This is a genomic window from Aquamicrobium terrae (assembly GCF_052978165.1).
In genome coordinates this window covers 582,841-602,899 of record NZ_JBRKLZ010000002.1, presented here as the reverse complement: position 1 = coordinate 602,899, position 20,059 = coordinate 582,841, and the positions used below count along the sequence as shown (strand labels likewise).

Here is a 20,059-nt window from a genome sequence, read left to right as displayed (position 1 = left end):
AGGATCTTTCCCATGCATATCGACAGCCAGAGCGATCCGATCATCCAGATGCAGCAGGTCAGCAAGTGGTACGGCCAGTTCCATGTGCTGAAAGAAGTCGACCTCAATGTCGCCAAGGGTGAGCGGGTGGTCGTCTGTGGTCCATCGGGGTCGGGAAAATCGACCTTGATCCGCTGCATCAACCGGCTCGAGGAACATCAGCGCGGCCACATCTTCGTCAAGGGTGTGGAGATGAACAGCAATGTGAAGAACATCGACACCATCCGCCGCAATATCGGCATGGTGTTCCAGTCCTTCAACCTATTCCCGCACCTGACGGTGATGGAGAATCTTACCATCGGCCCGACGCTGGTGCGTCAGATGAAGAAGGCCGAAGCCGAGAAACTGGCCATGCACTTCCTGGAGAAGGTGCGCATTCCCGAGCAAGCCCACAAATATCCGCTCCAGCTCTCCGGCGGCCAGCAGCAGCGCGTCGCCATCGCCCGCTCGCTGTGCATGCAGCCCGAGATCATGCTGTTCGACGAGCCGACCTCGGCGCTGGACCCGGAGATGATCAAGGAAGTACTCGACGTCATGATCACGCTGGCCGAAAGCGGCATGACCATGATCGTGGTCACCCACGAAATGGGCTTCGCCCGCACCGTGGCCGACAATGTGGTGCTGATGGCGGACGGCTGCATCGTGGAGTCGGGCCCGCCCGGCGAGTTCTTCGGCAATCCGAGGCACGAGCGTACCAGGACCTTCCTCGACCAGATCCTGAAGCACTAGCAGTTCCGGCGGAAGCGGGAACCGCGTTCCCGCACCGATCTGCCCACACACGAACAGACCCTCCTTATCCGCAGCGGAGCGCATGGCGGAGCCTTGCCGCCGTCCGCTACCGGGCTGGGGACCATTGCCGGAGTATGACCGACATGCCACTTGCGCTGGACATTGCCAAACGCGCTGTAGCGCTCGATTGCGCAGCCTTTGACCCGCAGGCCCTGAAATGGGCCAAGAATGCCATTGCCGACATGATTGGCTGTGCGTTGCTCGGTGCCGAAACCGAAACCACCGAGGCCGTGCTGTCGGCCGATGCCTTCGTTTCCGGTCCTTGCCTGGTGCTGGGCCGGCGTCGACGGCTGGGCCGCCTCGACGCGGCCTTCGTCAACGGCACCTCCGGCCATGCGCTGGATTATGACGACACCAGCAAATCGCTGTCGGGTCACCCCACCGTCATCATCGTGCCGGGGCTTCTGGCGCTGGCGGAAACCCTCGACGCCAGCGGGCGCGAATTCGTCGACGCCTATATCGTCGGCGTGGAGACGGCGACGCGCATCGCGCGTGGCGTCAACTTCCATCATTACGAGAAGGGCTGGCACCCGACCGCGACGCTCGGCATCTTCGGCGCGGCGGCCGCCGCCGGCCACATGCTGCGCCTCGATGAGGAGAAACTGGCACATGCGCTGGCCATGTGCACGTCGCTCGCTTCAGGTACCAAGACGAATTTCGGCACCTCGACCAAGCCGATGCATGCCGGTCTCGCCGCCCGCAACGGCCTGTTCGCGGCGCTGATGGCAGGCGAGGGCGTGGAAGCCTCGCCCGTGGCCTTTGAACATGCGCAGGGCTTCCTCGACGTTTTCAACGGACCGGGCAACCACGATGCCGCCCGCATGCTGTCCGGCTGGGCCGAGCCGCTCGACCTGTTGCAGCCCGGCATCTCGATCAAGAAGTATCCGTGCGTCTACAGCGTGCACGGCGCCATTGACGCCGCCATCGCCCTCCACCGCGCGGGGGGCTTTGCCGCGGGTGATGTCAGCGCCGTGCTGGTGCGCATGCATCCGCGCCGGCTGCTGCCGCATGTGCGCAACCCGGCCACCAGCGCCCTCAACGCCAAGTTCTCGCTGCCCTATGCGGTCTCGCGCGGCCTGCTCGGCGGGGCCGTCACGCTCGACCATTTCGAAGAGGGGGCTCTGCACGATCCGAACGTCACCCGCGTGATGGGGCTGGTCGAGATGCAGCCGCATGACGACGACGCCAATGACTACGGTGCGGAAGTGCGCGTGACTCTGCGCGACGGCCGCATATTGGCCGAGACGGTGGCCGCGCCGCTGGGGCGAGGGCCGGAAGTGCCGCTGCCGGCCGAGATGCTGGAGCAGAAATTTGCCGATTGCGCACGCCGCGCCCTGACGGAAGCCGGTACGCGCTCCGTGTTCCACATGCTCATGAACCTCGACGGTCTCGCCTCCATGCGTCGGCTGACCGCCGAGATCGAAGCGACCACCGCCGCCTGACACTGCCTGACCGGGGAGATTGAAGCATGAGTTTCGCAATGGATCTGGCGCGGCGCGCCAACGCAATCCGACTGGACGCTGTTCCCGGCGAGGCCGCCTATGTAGCCCGGCGCGCCATCGCCGATACGATCGGCGTGGCCATTGCCGGCAGCCGGACCGGTTTCATCGCCAGCCTGGCAAATGTGATCGGCGCCGATGGAGCGCAGGGCACGGCCAGTTGCATCGGTCGCAAGGGCGCCTTTTCGGTCCTGCATGCAGCGCTCATCAACGGCACCGCCGCCCATGCACTCGACTTCGACGATTGCAGCACGGCCATGGCCGGCCATCCGTCCGCCCCAGTGGTGCCGGCGGTGCTGGCGCTGGCCCAGGAGCGCAAGGCGACGGGCAGGGCGGTGATCGAGGCCTATCTGGCCGGTGTGGAAGTGGAGGTGCGACTGGCGCGCGCCATCATGCCCCACCACTACGACAAGGGTTGGCACCCGACCGCCACGCTCGGCGTGTTCGGCGCCGCCGCCGCCTCGGCCCGCCTGCTGGGCTTTGACGACGAACGCATGGCCACCACGCTGGCAGTCGCCGTTTCCATGGCCGGCGGCCTGAAAGCGAATTTCGGCACGCCGGTGAAACCGCTGCATGTCGGCCAGGCCGCCCATAATGGCATGCTGGCGGCCCTCACCGTCGCCAGGGGCATGAGCGCCAACCACGATGCCTTCGACCATAATTACGGTTTCTTCAACGTCTTCAACGGTGCCGGCACCTTCTCCCCTGAAAAGGCGCTGGAAGACGCTCCGCTCGCCGTGCTGGAACCGGGTCTTTCAGTCAAGCAGCACCCGTGCTGCGGCAGCGCCCATTCGGCCATCGATGCCGCGATCGCCCTCTTCAGGCGTCACGGTCCGCTGGACCCGCGCAGCATTGCCAGGATCGAGACCTGGACGCATGAGCGGCGGCTTGTCCATACGAACCGGCCGCAGCCATGCACCGGGCTCGACGCCAAGTTCAGCGTCCAGTATCTCACCGTCAAGGCATTGCTCGGCGGCCGCATCAGTCTTTCCGATTTCACCAAGGACCGGCTGAAGGACGGCGAAACCGCGGAAATGCTCGGGTTGGTAACCTCCGCCGCGCATCGGGAGCCAGATGAATATCTGGGCCGGGTGCGCGTGACCCTCAAGGACGGTACGGTTCTGGAGGAAGCCGCCTCCACCCGCTTTGGGCGCGGACCGGAAAACCCGATGTCGGACGCGGAGCTTGAAACCAAGTTCGTCGACTGCGCGCGGAACCTGCACGGCGAGGTGGCCGCACACAGCCTGTTCGCCGGCCTGATGGGGATCGACCATGCCGAAGACATTTGCGGCCTCATGACGGCAACGGCGGGACAACCATGAACGAAAGGGCACTGCAATGATGAAGGTCTATGGGCGTTCCGATTCCTCGAACTCGGCCAAGGTCTACTGGCTGCTCGATGAAATCGGCATGGAATATGAGCGCATCGACTGCGGCGGCAGGTTCGGCGGCAACGATGAACCCGCCTATTTGGCCATGAACCCGCACGGCAAGGTGCCGACCGTCGTGGACGGCGATCTGGTAGTGTGGGAATCCAATGCCGTGCTGCGCTACATCGCCAGCCAGTACCGCGCCGTCGAATTGTGGCCGGATACGCCGTCCGGACGCGCCACTGTCGACAAGTGGATGGATTGGAGCGCGACCGCGCTGACCCCGCCACTCACCCGCCTGCGCAAGACGATGAAGGCCGGCGGCGACGGCATCGATGCCATGACCGCGACGGTCATCGGCGCCTTCACCCAGCTTGACGCGAAACTCGGGCTTACGCAGCATATGGCCGGAAATGCATTCACCATTGCCGACATTGCCGCAGGCCCGGCCGTCCATCGCTGGTTCCTGCTGCCCGTCGACAAGCCGGACCTTACCAATCTGAACGCCTATTACGAACGGCTGCGCGCCCGCCCGGCATTCGCGAGCCGGATCGTTGGAGCCGTGAGCTAACGCATAGTCGTGAAATCACGAATCCATTTTAATATAATGACATACGTGAAAATTATAAACTGAAACGCAAAGATTAGGAAAAATCTCCATGCAGGACGGGCGGTGCCGAAAGGAGGGCCGTGCACCGCTGCTGTGCCGGACAAGCGTGGGATTCACCCAGTGGCGAGGATCATGTCGGACGCTTTTTCGGCGATCATGACGGTCGGCGCATGGGTGTTGCCCGAAACGATGGTCGGCATGATCGAAGCATCCACCACGCGCAGCCTCTCCAGCCCGCGCACCCTAAGCTGAGGATCCACCACGGCAGCATCATCGCTGCCCATGCGGGCGGTGCCGACCGGATGGAAGATGGTGGTGGCGATGTCGCCGGCGGCGCGCCACAACTCCTCCGGGGTGGAGATGTGCGCGCCGGGCTTGAACTCCTGCGGCCGGAATTCGCTCATCCGTTTCGTCGCCATCAGCCGGCGGGCCTGCTGCACGCATTGCACCGCCACCTCGCGGTCGCCGTCTGTGGACAGGTAGTTCGGTGCGATCAGCGGCGCCTGGCGCGGGTCGGCCGATTGGATGCGTACATGGCCGCGCGATTCGGGGCGCAGATTGCACACCGATACGGTGATCGCCGGAAAGGCATGCAGCGCCTCCCCGAATGCTTCCAGCGACAGCGGCTGGATGTGGAACTCGATATTGGGCGTGTCGAAGCGCGGATCGGAGCGCATGAAAATGCCGTACTGGCTTGGCGCCATGGCCATCGGCCCGGAGCGCTTCAGTGCATATTCCAGCGCGATGCCCGCCTTGCCCCACAGGCTCGCCTGCCGCTCGTTGAGCGTGCGCGCGCCTTCGATGCGGAAGGCGGTGCGGATCTGGAGATGGTCCTGCAAATTCTCGCCGATGCCGGCCAGTTCATGCGCCACCTCAATGCCATTGTCCCTGAGCAGCGTCGCCGGGCCGACGCCGGAAAGCTGCAAAAGCTGTGGCGAGTTGATCGCCCCGGCCGACAAAAGCAGCTCACGCCCGATATGGACGCTGGAAAGCCGTCCGTCCGCGCCGCGATAAAGCAGCGCCTGCGCCCGCTTGCCGTCGAAGACGATGCGCTCGGCCGTCGCCTGGGTGACGATGCGCAGATTGGGCCGCGCGCGCACCGGCTTAAGGAAGGCGCGGGCAGCGCTGAAGCGCACGCCGTTTTTCTGGTTCACCTCGAAATAGCCGGCGCCTTCGTTGTTGCCGCCGTTGAAATCATCGGTGGCCGGAACACCCAGCTCGGCCGCCGCCTCGGTGACGGCGTCAAGGATCGGCCAGTTCAGGCGCTGGCGCTCGACGCGCAGCGGCCCGCCCTGTCCATGGTTCTCGTTGTCGTGGAGGTAATGGTCCTCCGAGCGGCGAAACAGCGGCAGCACATCGTCCCAGCCCCAGCCGGGATTGCCCATCTGGCGCCAGCGATCGTAGTCGCGCGCCTGGCCGCGCATGTAGATCATGCCGTTGATGGAGGAGCAGCCGCCCAGCACCTTGCCGCGCGGGTAGAGCAGGGAGCGGCCGTTGAGGCCCTTTTCCTCCACCGTGCGATAACACCAGTCCGTGCGCGGATTGCCGATGCAGTAGAGATAGCCGACCGGGATGTGCACCCAATGGTAGTTGTCGGTGCCGCCGGCCTCCAGCAAGAGCACGCGGTTTTTCGGATCGGCGCTCAGCCGGTTGGCGAGCACGCAGCCGGCCGAGCCGGCACCGACGATGATGTAATGCCATTCGCCCTGGTCGAGAGCCTTTTCGCCGCCGGTGCCGTGATCTTCCCGCATGACCGGGATTGTTGGGCAAGAAGCGGGCCGTGCGCAAGCTGGATGTGTAGAAAAAAGCGGGCAGATGGCGCGCCGCCAGCGGGGAAGGGCGGGCGGCATGGAGGATCTTTACGTGGGCGGCCGAACCACGCCTGCATTGTGCAGGCGTGCCTGGCGTATGGTCTCGGCGATTTCGCTTTTTGTCCGTGCGGCGTCCCAGCCGAGCACTTCTGCGGCGATCTGGGCCGTCGTCTCGATAACGCGGGTGGACAGTTTTCCACCAAGAGCGATGTCGGTGCGGCGAAAGAGCAGATCGCACAGCGTCACCACGGATTCGCTGTGGCACAGGAAAGCAAGCTCCGGACGGGAGTAGTCGGGCAAGCCCTCCAGCACCTCGCCATTTCCGGTTTCGCCGGCGATCGCGTGGGCATAGGTGCCGTAGCGTTCGAACAGGATCGTGGCGCGGCGCAAGTCCGTTCCGCCGCTCTTCGCGAGATCGGCCAGGAACTCGTGGCGCAGGCGGCCATCGGCGGGATAATTCCTGCCGCCGCCGATGCGCATGTTGCGGGTGTCCTGCCTGCGTTTCCTGCCCAACTGCTCAAGAACGCGATCGGCCGCCTGCTCGGAAAAGCCCCGGAACGTGGTCCACTTGCCGCCGATCAGCGCCAGCACGGGTATGGAGGTTCCCGGCAGGCGATCCTCGGCGATGTGATGATCGCGGCTTACCGCGCCGGGATCGAGGCCATCGGCGCGCGGCAGGGGGCGCACACCCCAGTAGGTGAAGACGATATCGTCTTTCGTCAGCCGGATACCCGGGAGAATCTCCGAAACAACGTCCAGCAGGTACTGCGTTTCGGTCTCATCGCAGGCCGCTTCGTCAGGGTCGTCGACCGGGATATCGGTCGATCCGATAAGCACGTTGCCCATCAGCGGATAGAGCAGGTTGACGCGCCCGTCGCTTGTGCCGAAGTAAATCATCCGGCCTTGCAGGGCCTCAAGCAGGCGAGGGTGCCGCACCACCAGATGGGCGCCCTTGTTGCCGCCCATGTGCCGGCTGTCGATGCCAAGCGTGGCGTTCACCTTGTCGATCCAGGCGCCGCTGGCGTTGACGATGATGTCGGCGCCAACGGAATGTGTCTTGCCGGTCGTCTCCTCCCGCAGCAGGAGGGTGCCGCCTTCGCCGGTCCCGACGACCGGGGCGTAGTTGCGGGCGGTGCTGGCGGGGTTGAGTTCCAGGCCGTCACGGACGAGCTCGAGGGCCAGCCGCTCGGCATGCGTGACGCGGCCTTCGTGATAGATGCCGGCGAAAGTGACCTGCGGGTCGAGATCCGGCATTTCGCGGCGCAGCGTGTGGCCGCGCAGAAAGCGATGCGACGGCATGGTCTGGCGATGACGGCCATAAAGGTCGTAAAGGGTCAGCCCGATCTTGGTTATGATCGCGCCACGGTCGTTCAGCCTGGATTTCAGGCGCAGGAAGCGCAACGTCGAGGCCCACAGGCCACCCCATGTCGAACGGATGGGCAGCACGGTTTCCAGCGGCTTCACGTAATGCGGCGCGTTGCACAGCAGCAGATTGCGCTCCAGCGCCGATTCCTTGACCAGACGGAATTCTCCAGTCTCGAGATATTTGATGCCGCCGTGGATGAGGCGAGACGGAGCGGCGCTGGCGCCCGAGCAAAAATCGCCCTTGTCTATCAGCAGGCAGTCCACGCCCTGGGCGCAAAGGTCGCGGAACAGGCCGGAGCCATTGATGCCGGCGCCCAGTATGACGACCGGATAGTGCTGGCGGATCGGACGCGCGAAGGGGCGCGTCCCGTCAGTGATGCCGGCGGTTTCGGCCATGGTGCCTGCTTCATGCATCGATGACCGCCACCTTGATCGCCGTTCCCTGTTCCGCCGTCGTCAGCGCCGCCGATATTTCCGCGAGGCCGAAGCGGTGCGTCAACATGGAATCCACCTCGAAGCGGCCGCCTGCGATGAGCTTGAGCGCATTTTCATATTGCAGGCGACTGAGGCCGAACGCGCCCGTAAGACGGATTTCGTTGTAGTGAATGGCGTTGACGTCCAGTTCTGCCCTGTCTCCGGCCGAGAAGCCGGCGAACAGGCTGACCCGGCCGCGATGGCGCACAAGCCCCAGCGCATCATTGGCAAGCGCCGGCACGCCGATGGCGACGATGACCACGTCGGCACCCAGCCCGCCGGTGTGTGCCCGGACGAACTCCCCGAGGTTCTCGGCGGTGGGGTCGACGGTGAAATCCGCGCCCGCTGCCTGGGCCGCGGCGCGGCGCAACGGATTCGGTTCGCTGACGATGATCCGATGCGCCCCGGCATGGCGGGCAAGCTTGATGTGCAGGATACCGATCGGCCCCGACCCAAGGATGACCACGGTGTCGCCACGGTCGACGCCCACCTGCTCCTGGCCGTTCATGACACAGGCGAGCGGTTCGGCCAGGGAAGCCTTGTCGAAGGAAAGGCCTTCGGGCAGGGCGAACACATTGCCGCGCTCCACGCCGGCGGCGGGGATACGGATATATTCGGCGAAGGCGCCATCGATCTCGTAACCCACGGCCTGCAGGTTCTGGCACAGGTTCTCATAGCCGCGAATACAGTGCTGGCAGTGGCCGCAAGAAATGGCCGGGCAGACGCACACGGCCTGGCCGGATTTCCATCTGCCGTTGCCGCCCTCAACCACCTCGCCGGCGAACTCGTGCCCAAGTATCGACGGATACCTGATGCCCATCGTCTTGCGACCTCGGAATATGCGGATGTCGGTTCCGCAGACCGTAGCGGCCTTGACCCTTATGAGGAGGTCTCCGGCTTCCAGTTGCGGATCGGGCACCTCGTCCAGCACCAGTTCGTTCGGGCCCGTGAGCACGCCGGCCTTCATTTCATTCACTCCCGTTGGTCATCCTCAGGATGCACATTTGTCATTTTGAATGTCAAGATATTCATATTCAGGCAGGAAAAACCGATGTTACTCGGCCGGAATCGGGAAATTGCAGGCCTTATCGACGAAACGGGGCATGCATTTATGTGATTCAGATGAGATATATATGCACAAATCGCTTGACGGGTCGCCTCAGGCAATGCACAGTTAGGATGTGAGCCGTACAAAAGTTCACCTGTTTGGGAGGCGAGGCTGTGGCTGACTGGCGTTACGACTATGCGTCGATGGGCTTCTATACGTTCGACTGTCTGGGGTGGCCCTTTTCGACGGTGCCGGAAGGCGGCGGCACGGTGCTGCTGGATGAGATCGCCATGGCGGTCTCCGGCGCTGCCGGCGTGGCCGCCATCGCCGCCGCCAAGATGGGCCTGAACACGCTTGCCGTCGGCGGTGTCGGCTATGATCTGATGGGCGACTGGGTGCTGGACCGGATCGCCGGGTTCGGCGTCGACATCAGCACGCTCCAGCGCATCGAAGGCTCACGCACCTCCTCTTCCATAGTGCTCACGCGACAGGATGGATCACGGCCGGCTCTGCACATGAAGGGCGCAACGGGTGACTTTCTCGTCGAGCCCTCCGACTTCGACAAGGTGACGGACGCGCGCGTGTTCCACCTCGGCGGCGTCGGCCTGATGGACCGCATGGACGGCGCGCCCAACGCGGCGCTGATGAAGCATGCGAAGGCGCGCGGCTGCGTGACGACGGTGGATGTGTTCGCCGGCTCGCCCGCGGACCTGCCGGATATCGATGCGGTTCTGCCCTATACCGACTACTTCATGCCCTCCATCGAGGAGGCGCAGGCGCTGAGCGGTCTGGAAGCAATCGAGGATTGCGTGAAGTTCTTCCTGGATCGTGGTGCAAATGCATGCGTATTCACGCTGGGCGAGGGCGGCGCACATTACGGCGACGCGCAAGGAACCTCGTTCAGCATTCCTGCCTTTGACATCGATGTGAAATGCACCTGCGGCTGCGGCGATGCGTTCGATGCCGGCTATGCGGTCGCCCTCTGCCGCGATTTCGATCCCGAAACGGCGGTCAGGTTTGCGCAGGCGACGTCGGCCCTCAACGCCACGGGGCTGGGATCGCAGGCAGGTGTGCGCTCGTTCGAGCACACCTGGGAATTCATGCAGAAGACACCGACGAAGCGCCGTCTGGCGGCCGCGGAGTAGGCATCCACGCATATGGCAGACGGGTAGCCCGGGCGCACTGTTCCGGGCCGGGAGAGCACGCCCTCATGCAGGCGACACCGGATTTTTATGGAGTGAGGAGAAAACCATGAAACTGAAGACCTTGGCCGCCATGTGCGGTGTCGCGACAGCATGTCTTGCCGGCAGTGCGCTGGCCCAGAGCCAGGCCGATCTGATCAAGCCGATCGACAAGGAACTCACCTTCGTCTTCATCCCGAAGGTGATCCATCCCTGGTACGACGTGGTTGCCGAAGGCAGCAAGTTCGCAGCGGAAGAGATCGCCAAGGAAGGCATCAAGATCAACGTCATCTGGGACCAGCCTCCGCAGGCCGACGTCACTGACCAGAACCAGCGCATCGAGGCCAATATCGGCAAGAAGCCGGATGGTCTTGCCGTCGCCTGTCTCGATCAGGCCACCAATGTGCAGATGCTGACCGAGGCGAAGGATGCCGGCCTCAACGTCTACACCTTCAATTCTTTCTGCGACGAGAAGTTTCCCTTCGTCGGCCAGAAGAACAGCTATCAGGACGGCTATGACCTCGGCGAATACCTGGCCAAGCATCTCGACGGCAAGGGCAAGGTCGGCATCCTCTCCGGCAGCCTGACGGCGACGGATCATGTCGAGCGCATCCAGGGCTTCAAGAAGGCGCTGGAAAGCCACCCGGACATGCAGATCGTGTTCGAGCAGCCCGACAACGACGTTCTGGAGGAAGCCGTGACGCTGACCGAGAACGCGCTCCAGGCGCATCCCGACATCGCCGGCTTCTTCGGCTCCAATGCGTCGAACCCCATCGGCGCGGCGCGTGCCATCAAGAATGCGGGCCTGAGCGGCAAGGTCGCGGTGGTCGGCATGGACGACCTGCCCGAGGCGGTCGATTTCGTCTGCGAAGGCACGATCACCGCGCTCAAGGCACAGCGACAGTGGGACATCGGCTACTGGGCCGTGCGCTACATGCTGGCGATGAACCAGAACCACACCTATCCGTGGGACCACAACACCGGGTCGCGCTTCATCACCAAGGAAGAATGCAAATAGCCTCTGGTCGGCGGAGCGCCCGTGAATGCGCTCCGCCCCTTCGTGAGCGAGCCCATGTATCCGTTTGCCTTCGAAGCCCGTAACATCTCGCGCTCCTTCGGCGTCGTGCAGGCGCTGAAGGACGTCTCGGTCGGCATCCGGCCGGGCGAGATCCACGCCATCATCGGCGAGAACGGCGCCGGCAAGTCAACGCTGATGAACATCTTCTGCGGCAAGCTGCCTGCCTCAGAAGGGGAGCTTCTGCGAAACGGCGAGCATGTCGTCTTCCATTCGCCGATAGACGCCCAGCGGGCCGGCGTCGCCATCGCGCCCCAGGAGGTCAACCTCGTTCCAAACCTGTCGGTCTCGGAAAACATCATGCTCGGCGCGCACATCACGCGCGGCCTGACCATCGACTGGCGCGCAACCCGCAAGGCGGCCATCGAGCATCTGCACACGGTGGACGACACGATCGACCCGCGCATGCCGGTTTCCGCGCTGTCGAAGGCGCATCAGCAACTGGTGCAGATCGCCCGGGCGGCGGCGACCGATGCGAAGATCCTCATCTTCGACGAGCCCACGGCCGCGCTGACATACCGCGAGACGGAAAAGCTCTACGCCTATCTCAACGCCTTCCGCGCCGCCGGCGGCTCCGCCTTCTACATCTCGCACCGGCTGGACGAGATCATCGACCTGTCCGACCGCATAACCGTGCTGCGTGATGGCCGCTATGTCGGGGAACTCGAGCCGAAAGCCACGTCCAAGGACGAGATGGTGCGCATGATGGCCGGCCGCATCGTCGGCAAGGGCAATGCCGGCTCGCGTATCGTGCCCGAGGAGGCCGGAACCGCGCTGAAGGTTTCGGGGCTGACCCGACAGGGCGAATTCGAAGACATCAGCTTCACGCTCAGGCGAGGAGAAATCCTCGGCGTCTCCGGGCTGGTGGGCTCGGGCCGCACCGAGGTGGCCAAGTGCATATTCGGCCTGACGCGCCGCGATGCCGGAAACATCGAGATCGCCGGCCAGCCGACGGAAATAAATTCGCCCGCCGACGCCATCAGGCAAGGCCTGGTCTACCTGCCCGAGGAGCGCAAGCAGGAAGGCATATTTCCGCTTCTCAGCATCGCCGAGAACATGGCGCTGCCCAATCTCGACAGGTTCCGGGGTCTGGCGTATATGCGCAGCGCCGACATGTTCGACGAGGTGCAGCGCTTCGTCACCGACCTGAAGATCAAGATCGGCCACCCGAAGGACCCGATCACATCGCTGTCGGGCGGCAACCAGCAGAAGGTCATCATCGGCCGGTGGCTGATGAAGAACTCCCGCATCCTCATCATGGACGAGCCGACGCGGGGCATCGACGTGGCCGCGAAGTTCGAGATCCAGCGCCAGTTGCGCATGTTCACCGAGAAGGCCGGTCTCTCGGTCATCTTCATCTCCTCCGAGATGGAGGAGGTGCTCGACGTGTCGGATCGCATCCTGGTGATGCACGAGGGGCGGCTGAAGGGGATCTTCCCCGCACGCGATGCCACGCCGGAAACGCTGCTTCAGGCGGCCATGAGTTGAACGAGGAAATTGCAATGACTGCTGACAGCCACAGCGCAGCATCGGCGCCCCAGCTTCGCAAAAGTGCCGGGCTGCTTGCACGGTTCTGGCGATGGGAAGCGAGCGGCATTCTGGTCGCGCTGATCGTCCTGATCGCCGTCCTGTCGCTCGCCACCGACAATTTCCTGTCGACCTACAATATGTCGGTCGTCGCCCGCCAGGCCGCCTTCGTGGGGCTGGTCGCGCTCGGCCAGACGCTGGTGCTGCTGGTCGGCGGCATAGATCTCTCGGTGGGCGCGGCGGCGGGGCTTTCGGCCATCGTCGGCTCGCTGCTTCTGACGATGTTCGGCGTGCATCCTTACCTCGTCATCCCGCTCACCATGGTCTTCGGCCTCATGCTCGGCCTGATCAACGGGGCGTTCGTCGCCGGACTGCGGCTCAACCCCTTCATCGTGACGCTGGCGACATGGGAAATCTTTGCCGGCATGACGCTGGTCATCACCAAGGGCTACCCGATCCGCCCGCTCGGCGAGACATTCGCAGTGTTCGGCAGGGGCGATATATTCGGCGTGCCGGTGCCGGTCCTCATCTTTATTGCCGCCGGCATCATCCTCATCTGGATGCTCACGCAAACGCGTTTCGGCCGCAACATCTTCGCCGTGGGCGGCAATCGCGATGCCGCGGTGCTCGCCGGCATCCGCGTCAAATATGTCGAACTGGTCGCCTTCGGCCTTGCCGGCATGTTCGCCGCGCTGGCCGGCATCCTGTTCGCCAGCCGCATGGACGCCGGCCAGCCTTCGGTGGGCGAGGGCTGGCTGATGGGCGCCATCACCGCCGCCATCCTCGGCGGCACGAGCCTGCGGGGCGGGCAGGGGTCCATCATCGGCACGATGCTGGGCGCACTCTTGCTGGCGGTTCTGGCAAATGGCACGGTGCTGCTCAACGTTTCGGGTTTCTGGCAGCGCGTGATCGTCGGCGGTGTCGTGCTGATTGCGGTCCTTGTCGACCTCTTCCGTCGGCGCGGTTGAACCGCGCCTGTGCGAAACTGGAGCGGCGTGGCTTTATCACCGTCGCCAAACGGGTAAGAAGGTGATGAGGCCGTGGCAGCACGGCGCTGGAGCGTTTCACTTTTCCCGGAATCGTGAAACGGTCCGGCTCTATATTTCTATGCAATTCCGGGCGCAAACACCGCGTCGCACTTTTTGCTGGAATTGCTCTGGTGCGGAAGGTCGATGAAACAGGGCGAGGCGGAACTGACGGAAGACCTCAAGGCGCGCGTGGCCTGGCTCTACTACATGGAGGGCATGACACAGGACCAGATCGCGCAGGAGGTCGGCATCCACCGCACGCGGGTTCTGCGCATGCTGTCCGCCTCGCGTCAGGACGGCACCGTCCAGATCAGGGTGACGGCGAGGCTCAGCCGCTGCGTGGAACTGGAGCGCCGGATCGAGACCACGCACGGCATCGAGCGCGCCATCGTCATCCCGGACCCCCGCGAGGCGCAGCAGGTCTCACAGATCATCGGCTCGGTGCTCGGCGCCTACATTGCCGACAATCTGGCGGACCGCATGACCATTGGCCTCGGCTGGGGGCGGACGCTGAGTTCCAGCCTGCCGGCCATCGCCGGCAACGGCCATTCCGAGATGACCGTCGTTTCCCTGCTCGGCGGCCTGACCAAGGTCAGTTCGGTGAACCCCAGCGAATTCGCATGGCGTTTCGCCGATCGGCTCGCGGCAAGCTGCTACATGCTGGCCGCGCCGGTCTTCGCGCCCGATGTGCGCACCCGCGAGGCGCTGATGACGCATCCGGGCATACGCGAGATATTCCACCGCGCCACACAGCTCGACATGGCGATATTGAGTGTCGGCGATCTGTCGCCGCAATCGACCTTCGCCGAATACGGCCTGCTGGAGCGGGACGAACTGGCCTCGCTGCACCGTGCCGGAGCGGTCGGTGATATCCTGTGCCGCTTCATCAATGCCGAGGGCGAGGTGATCGACCACCCTGTCAACGACCGGGTGGTGGCGGTCGATCCCCGCGATCTGGTCAATGCCCGCAAGATCGTGCTGGCGTCAGGCGGATGGCATAAATACCAGGTGATCCAGGCATCGATCCGGCTGTTGCGCCCACATGTGCTGATTACCGACGAGGTCGTCGCCGAACGCCTCGTCGAAACACCGCCTTGACGTTTCCTCTACCCGGTCAATACCCCGCCTTCAGCCCGACGAAGAAACCGCGCCCATCGCCCGGCAGGAAGGCGGCCTGGTCGGGGCGGGCCTGATCGACGATCAGGGTGGAACCGGCATATTTCTCGTCGAACACATTGGTGATCTCGCCGAACAGGGAGAGATTGTCGCCGATCTTCACCTGGGTGCGCAGGTCCACCACCACATAGGGGTCGGCATAGAGCGTGTTCATGTTGTCGACGGGGGTCTTTTCGGGATTCCACCGCACCGCACCCTCGACAGACCAGTTCTCGTTGACATCGTAGCGGAGCATGGCGTTGATGACATGCCGCGGCGCGCCGGCAAGGCGGTTGTCGCCGCGCAGCAGATCGCCATGGAACCGGAAGTCCTGATAGGTGTAGGCCACACGGGCGTGCCAGTCGGCAGCGATCTGTGCCGACACACCCAGTTCGAGGCCGAGATGCCGGGTTTCATCGGCATTGACCGCGCCGAGCGGAGCTCCGGTGGCATCTCGCAGGCTGAGCAGTTCGTTGTCGATCCAGGAATAGTAGGCAACGCCATCCCAGGTGAATTGCCCGGCATCGCCGCGCCAGCCGCCCTCGATGGTCGTCGCAGTCTGGGCCTTCAGGTCCGGCGTGCGGAACACATCCGCCGGCGCGTTCGGAGCGCCCGGATTGGGGCGCCCGGCGCTGCTGTTGGGCGTGCCGTTGATGGTGGCCAGCAGATCGTCATGGGTCGGCGGCTCGAAGCTGCGGCTGACGGCGGCGAAGAAGGTGTTGGACTCGTTCGGCCGGTAGGTCAGGCCGAGGCTGGGGCTCCAGCCATTGTAGCTGCGGTCGTAGCTCGTGTCCTGCGACGGGACGGCCCCGTCCGGCACGCGCTGGGTAGGGTTGGCCGGATTGAAGGCAAGCGTCGGCCGCGTCGGCAGACCGTAACGGTCGCGGCTGTCGCGCGTGGCGTGGGCGTAGGCGATCGCCGGCGAAAGTGTAAAGGACTGACCCAGGGGGATGTTGAAGCCGGCATGCGCCGACAGGGTCGAGGCGTCGAGATCGTTCGAGCCGAACAGGGCGCCCTTTTCACCGGCGGCGTTCAGATAGTGGTCGCGCGTCGCCGATCCGAGCGAATACTGCGCTGTGGTCTCGAACAGCGGCAGCGGCGCACCCTCATCGGCACCATAGGCATAGCGCACCACGCCGGTGAAGTCGCCGCCGCTGGTCTCGCGGATGCCCGACGAGACGGGGAAGCGGAACATGTCGTCGGTGAAGGTGTAGCCGAGCGCCACGTCGATCAGGTGCCGGTCAAACTCCGCCGTGGTGCGCGAACCGATGAGGAACTGGCTGGCTTCGCGGCGTGGCTTGTCGCGCCACACGTTCGGGCCGGGATTGATCGCTCCGTTGGGCGTCAGTGTCGGCCCGGTGTGGACCTGGCGCGGGTCGGTCTCCAACTGGCTCCTGGTCAGCGGGCCGGCCACGTCGAAGCCGAGATCGGTATAGCCGGCGAAGATGCGCGTCCTGACCGCGTCGGAGAGCTCAAAGCCGATATTGCCACCGAGGCTGGCGCGCTCGGAGGTGTTGTAGTCGCGGAAACCATCACGACGGGTGACGTCGACCTGGAACAGGCCGTCGAGCGTGCCAGTCTGGAAGCCGGCCTGCCCGGCAATGCCGGCCTGCCCGAACGAGCCGCCGCTGACCCCAAGGCGCAGGCCCGGGTGCTGCGAGCCGGTGGGCGAGACGAAGTTGAGCGCACCGCCGAGTACCGTGGCCCCAAGCCGGTTTGCCATGTAGCCGCGATAGACCTCGACCGAGTCGGCCTTGCCCGGATTAGCGAAACCGACCGCGTAGGAGCCATCCGCCCGGTTGAGCGGCAGGCCGTCCTGAAGCACCAGCACACCGCGCTCCACCGGGTTCTGCTGGAGGCCGGAGCCGCGGATCTGTACGCGCGGCTGGTCGTTGCCGCCGAAGAAATCCTGCACGACCACGCCAGGAACCCAGCGCAATGTGCTGGAAACGGTCTGGTTGGCGGTGGCCGGCCTGTCGCTTTCGTTCACCAGCGCGACGCCACCGGGCAGGGCCCCGAAACGTTCCGCAACCGGCTCTGCCGCCGGGCCATCGACGACGATGGGTTCGAGCAGGATGGACGAACCCGGCGTTGCCGACTGGGCCAGCGCGCATGTGCCGGTGGCGGCCAGTGCAAGGCCGGTCGCGGCTGAGAGCCGCAGCGCAAACCCGCCAACAGCACGACGTGGCCTTGCGTGCGCGTAGCCTGAGTTCGCTTCGATCCGCCAATCGCGCATACATGCCCCCTCGCACGCCGGAACAGCGGCGTGACATCCTGAAACCAACCATTCATGGGTACGTCCCGCCGGTCAGCCCAAGCGGCGGGCAGGCCCCTCGACCCAACCCCATCCGGGCGCAGATAATGCCGATCGACAAGCGCTTCTTTGCGCTGGAACAAACTGGAGAAAGATTCTCCAGTTTAATCTGCAGCACCCAGCCTGCGCTTCAGCCTTCCGCTTTCATGGTACGGGCAATTTCCAGGAGCTTTTTCCGGTCGCGGCCATGCTTTTCGATCAGCTCGCGGGCTTGCAACGGGGAAAGGTCGGTGTGTTCGGCGAGATAGCGCACATCCGGGTCGTCGTCATAGGGCAGGTTCTTTCGGGGATCGATCATGAGGCAAACTCCTTCATGTGCGAACGGCGCATGGCCTGGCCGGCGGCCCGCACCGCCGGCCAGCCAGAACGGTCTATTCCGCGGCCTGCAGGTTGATCCGCGACTCGGCCATCTCGGTCAGTTTCTTGTCCGTGGCCTTCTCTTCCTGGAGGTTCTGCTCCAGAACCGCGGCGCAGTCGGAGCGGCCCAGTTCCTTGGCCCAGGCGATCAGGGTGCCATACCGGGTGATCTCATAATGCTCGACGGCCTGCGCCGAAGCGATGAGCGCGGCATCCAGCACCTGCTTGTCATCCACGTCCCCGGTAACTTCGTCGGCCTCCTCGAGGATGCCGTCGATGGCGGGGCAATTCACGGCCTTGGCCTTGACGTCGTGCATCTCAAAAACCTGCTCGACCCGCTCGATGTGCCCCTTCGTCTCCTGCAAATGCTTCTCGAATCCGGCTTTGAGGGCTGGATTGGTGGCCTTGTCGATCATCTTCGGAAGCGCTTTCTCGATCTGCTTTTCCGCATAGTAGATGTCGCGCAAGGTGTGGACGAAGAGATCGTCGAGCGACTTGATGTCTTTCGAAAAGAAACCCATTGCGTTGGTCCTCCGCTTTCTCGGGTTCAAGGGGATTTGTCGCCTTCGACACGGGCCTAACGCGGCCTTGGGAGGATTGTTCCGCAAGCTTTCAGGGCAGGGCGAATTGTGAACAGGGCGCCCGAATATGAACTCTCGCCGGTTTCGGGCGTTGACCCTTCATTCTCGACACGTGGAGGTTAAAATGGCCAGCACCGGTTCGAATGACACGCGCACGGCGGCCGCCAGGCAAAGGCGTATCCAGAAGAAAATCGACCGCAAGCCCGCCCGAAAGCCGGCCGCCAGACCCATGCAGGCCGGCGCCCGCAAATATCCCGTGCCGCCGTTCCCCCGGCAGCATTACCCCAAACCAGGCCTGGAGCGGGTGCTCGAGCCCGCGCCTCTCTATGACGCCCCCTTCTACAAGGGTTCGCAAAAGCTGGAGGGCAAGGTCGCTCTCATAACAGGCGGGGATTCGGGCATCGGGCGGGCGGTGGCGGTGCTGTTCGCCCGTGAGGGGGCGGATGTCGCCATCCACCATCTTGCTGAAAAAGGCGACGCGGAAGTCACCCGCAAGGCGGTCGAGAAGGAAGGCAGGCGTTGTCTGGTGCTGAGTGGTGATGTGTCCAAGCGCAGCGTCTGCGAAAAAGCGGTGGCGCGGGTCGTCGATGCGTTCGGCCGGCTCGACATACTGGTCAACAATGCCGCCTTCCAGATTCATGCCGACAGGTTCGAGGACCTGACGGAAGAGCATTTCGACACCACGGTGAAGACCAATCTCTATGGCTACTTCCACATGGCCAAGGCGGCCGTTCCGCATATGAAGAGCGGTTCGGCGATCATCAATACCGGTTCCGTCACCGGCATCGACGGTTCGAAGGCGCTGGTCGACTACTCCATGACCAAGGGCGGCATCCACGCCTTCACCCGCGCGCTGGCAGGCAATCTGATCGGCAAGGGGATCAGGGTCAATGCGGTGGCGCCGGGCCCGGTCTGGACACCGCTGAACCCCTCGGACAAGGACGCAGCCGATGTGTCGCAGTTCGGCGCAAAGACGCCGATGAAACGCCCGGCCCAACCGGAGGAGATCGCCCCGGCCTATGTGTTCCTCGCCTCACCCCAGTGCTCCAGCTACATCACCGGCGAGATACTGCCGATCATCGGCGGCTACTAACCGGTTGTGTCGAGCATCGGATCGGGATGATGCCTTCTGTCGACACCCACGATGCAGAAACGCGGATCGGCACGCTTGCACAGCTTGAGCAGGCCGAAGCCGGTTGCACGCGCTGCCCTCTTTATAAGCACGCCACCCAGGTCGTCCCGGGCGAAGGGAGGCGGCGGGCACGGCTGATGCTTGTCGGTGAACAGCCGGGAGACAAGGAGGACATTGCGGGACGCCCCTTCGTCGGGCCGGCCGGCCGGCTTCTCGATGCGGCTTTGGCCGAGGCCGGGATTCCGCGCGCTTCGGTGTTCCTCACCAATGCGGTCAAGCACTTCAAGTTCGAGCCGCGCGGCAAGCGGCGCCTCCACAAGCGCCCCAATGCGGGCGAGATCGAGCAATGCCGGTGGTGGCTGGAACAGGAACGCAGGCTGGTGGCGCCGGCAGTGCTGGTGGCGCTGGGTGCGACGGCAGTGCGCGCGCTTCTGGGGCGCCCGCTGACGATTTCCGCGCTGAGGGGCCGCGCCCGCGAAACGGAAGACGGCACCACGCTGATCGTGACGGTCCATCCGTCCTATCTGTTACGCATCCGCGATGCCGACAGCCGGGCGCGGGAACACGAGGGCTTCATCGCCGACCTTCGACGTGCCTGGCAGCTTGCCGGCGAATGACAGCGGCGGTTGCGTGATTTGTCAGAACCCGACCTTCAGCTTTGCCCCCGGCACGTGACTGCTCTCCGAACGTCGTCGCTTCCTTGG

The 20,059-nt window shown here is 64.3% G+C and carries 17 protein-coding genes; 11 read left to right on the top strand and 6 right to left on the bottom strand.

Annotated features, from left to right (window positions below; all coding sequences use genetic code 11):
- The first annotated feature begins 12 nt into the window (after positions 1–12).
- From ACVCNR_RS20070 to ACVCNR_RS20055, 4 genes are all read left to right on the top strand, one after another.
- Entirely contained in the window at positions 13–768 is a 756-nt protein-coding gene (locus tag ACVCNR_RS20070; RefSeq protein ID WP_354193654.1) for an amino acid ABC transporter ATP-binding protein, read from the top strand.
- Between the two features lie 143 nt (positions 769–911).
- Positions 912–2,270, top strand: a complete 1,359-nt coding sequence (locus ACVCNR_RS20065; protein WP_447076214.1) for an MmgE/PrpD family protein — start codon at positions 912–914, stop codon at positions 2,268–2,270.
- Positions 2,271–2,296: 26 nt separating this feature from the next.
- The gene (locus ACVCNR_RS20060; protein ID WP_447076213.1) at positions 2,297–3,649 is read left to right on the top strand and encodes an MmgE/PrpD family protein; all 1,353 of its coding nucleotides are present in this window, start codon (positions 2,297–2,299) and stop codon (positions 3,647–3,649) included.
- Positions 3,650–3,665: 16 nt separating this feature from the next.
- Positions 3,666–4,268 carry a glutathione S-transferase family protein gene (locus tag ACVCNR_RS20055; protein ID WP_447076212.1) on the top strand — a complete coding sequence of 201 codons (603 nt, stop codon included), beginning with the start codon at positions 3,666–3,668 and terminating at the stop codon, positions 4,266–4,268.
- A gap of 152 nt (positions 4,269–4,420) precedes the next feature.
- Here ACVCNR_RS20055 and ACVCNR_RS20050 read toward each other — a convergent pair whose 3' ends face one another.
- The 3 genes from ACVCNR_RS20050 to ACVCNR_RS20040 all read right to left on the bottom strand — a co-directional run bounded on the left by ACVCNR_RS20050 (position 4,421) and on the right by ACVCNR_RS20040 (position 8,924).
- Positions 4,421–6,058: a GMC family oxidoreductase gene (locus tag ACVCNR_RS20050; RefSeq protein ID WP_447076211.1), complete on the bottom strand. Its 1,638-nt coding sequence runs from the start codon at positions 6,056–6,058 to the stop codon at positions 4,421–4,423.
- Positions 6,059–6,166: 108 nt separating this feature from the next.
- Complete coding sequence (locus tag ACVCNR_RS20045) at positions 6,167–7,897, bottom strand: glycerol-3-phosphate dehydrogenase/oxidase (RefSeq protein ID WP_447076210.1); 1,731 nt, start codon at positions 7,895–7,897, stop codon at positions 6,167–6,169.
- Positions 7,890–8,924, bottom strand: a complete 1,035-nt coding sequence (locus ACVCNR_RS20040) for a zinc-dependent dehydrogenase (RefSeq protein ID WP_354193872.1) — start codon at positions 8,922–8,924, stop codon at positions 7,890–7,892. The genes ACVCNR_RS20045 and ACVCNR_RS20040 overlap by 8 nt, the downstream gene beginning before the upstream one ends.
- Positions 8,925–9,178: 254 nt before the next feature.
- Between ACVCNR_RS20040 and ACVCNR_RS20035 the strand changes: the two genes are divergently transcribed.
- The 5 genes from ACVCNR_RS20035 (at position 9,179) to ACVCNR_RS20015 (ending at position 14,914) form a co-directional block, all read left to right on the top strand.
- Positions 9,179–10,150, top strand: coding sequence for a carbohydrate kinase family protein (locus ACVCNR_RS20035; protein WP_447076209.1), 972 nt, complete (start codon positions 9,179–9,181; stop codon positions 10,148–10,150).
- A 106-nt stretch (positions 10,151–10,256) separates the two neighbouring features.
- Positions 10,257–11,204 carry a substrate-binding domain-containing protein gene (locus ACVCNR_RS20030; RefSeq protein WP_354193661.1) on the top strand — a complete coding sequence of 316 codons (948 nt, stop codon included), beginning with the start codon at positions 10,257–10,259 and terminating at the stop codon, positions 11,202–11,204.
- Positions 11,205–11,225: 21 nt separating this feature from the next.
- A complete protein-coding gene (locus ACVCNR_RS20025; protein ID WP_447076208.1) occupies positions 11,226–12,749 on the top strand; it encodes a sugar ABC transporter ATP-binding protein in 1,524 nt (507 codons plus the stop codon).
- A gap of 14 nt (positions 12,750–12,763) precedes the next feature.
- Entirely contained in the window at positions 12,764–13,756 is a 993-nt protein-coding gene (locus ACVCNR_RS20020) for an ABC transporter permease (protein ID WP_447076207.1), read from the top strand.
- A gap of 204 nt (positions 13,757–13,960) precedes the next feature.
- Positions 13,961–14,914, top strand: a complete 954-nt coding sequence (locus ACVCNR_RS20015) for a sugar-binding transcriptional regulator (RefSeq protein ID WP_354193664.1) — start codon at positions 13,961–13,963, stop codon at positions 14,912–14,914.
- A 16-nt stretch (positions 14,915–14,930) separates the two neighbouring features.
- Here ACVCNR_RS20015 and ACVCNR_RS20010 read toward each other — a convergent pair whose 3' ends face one another.
- The 3 genes from ACVCNR_RS20010 to ACVCNR_RS20000 all read right to left on the bottom strand — a co-directional run bounded on the left by ACVCNR_RS20010 (position 14,931) and on the right by ACVCNR_RS20000 (position 18,163).
- A complete protein-coding gene (locus tag ACVCNR_RS20010) occupies positions 14,931–17,207 on the bottom strand; it encodes a TonB-dependent receptor family protein (RefSeq protein ID WP_447076206.1) in 2,277 nt (758 codons plus the stop codon).
- A gap of 208 nt (positions 17,208–17,415) precedes the next feature.
- On the bottom strand, positions 17,416–17,583 hold the full coding sequence (locus tag ACVCNR_RS20005; protein WP_447076205.1) for a hypothetical protein: 168 nt from the start codon (positions 17,581–17,583) through the stop codon (positions 17,416–17,418).
- A 73-nt stretch (positions 17,584–17,656) separates the two neighbouring features.
- Positions 17,657–18,163: a YciE/YciF ferroxidase family protein gene (locus ACVCNR_RS20000; protein WP_354193667.1), complete on the bottom strand. Its 507-nt coding sequence runs from the start codon at positions 18,161–18,163 to the stop codon at positions 17,657–17,659.
- 184 nt (positions 18,164–18,347) lie between these two features.
- On the opposite strand from ACVCNR_RS20000, the gene ACVCNR_RS19995 reads away from it, so the two are divergent.
- Both ACVCNR_RS19995 and ACVCNR_RS19990 read left to right on the top strand, forming a co-directional pair.
- Entirely contained in the window at positions 18,348–19,316 is a 969-nt protein-coding gene (locus ACVCNR_RS19995; RefSeq protein ID WP_354193668.1) for an SDR family oxidoreductase, read from the top strand.
- Positions 19,317–19,342: 26 nt separating this feature from the next.
- The gene (locus ACVCNR_RS19990) at positions 19,343–19,972 is read left to right on the top strand and encodes a UdgX family uracil-DNA binding protein (protein ID WP_447076204.1); all 630 of its coding nucleotides are present in this window, start codon (positions 19,343–19,345) and stop codon (positions 19,970–19,972) included.
- Positions 19,973–20,059: the final 87 nt, after the last annotated feature.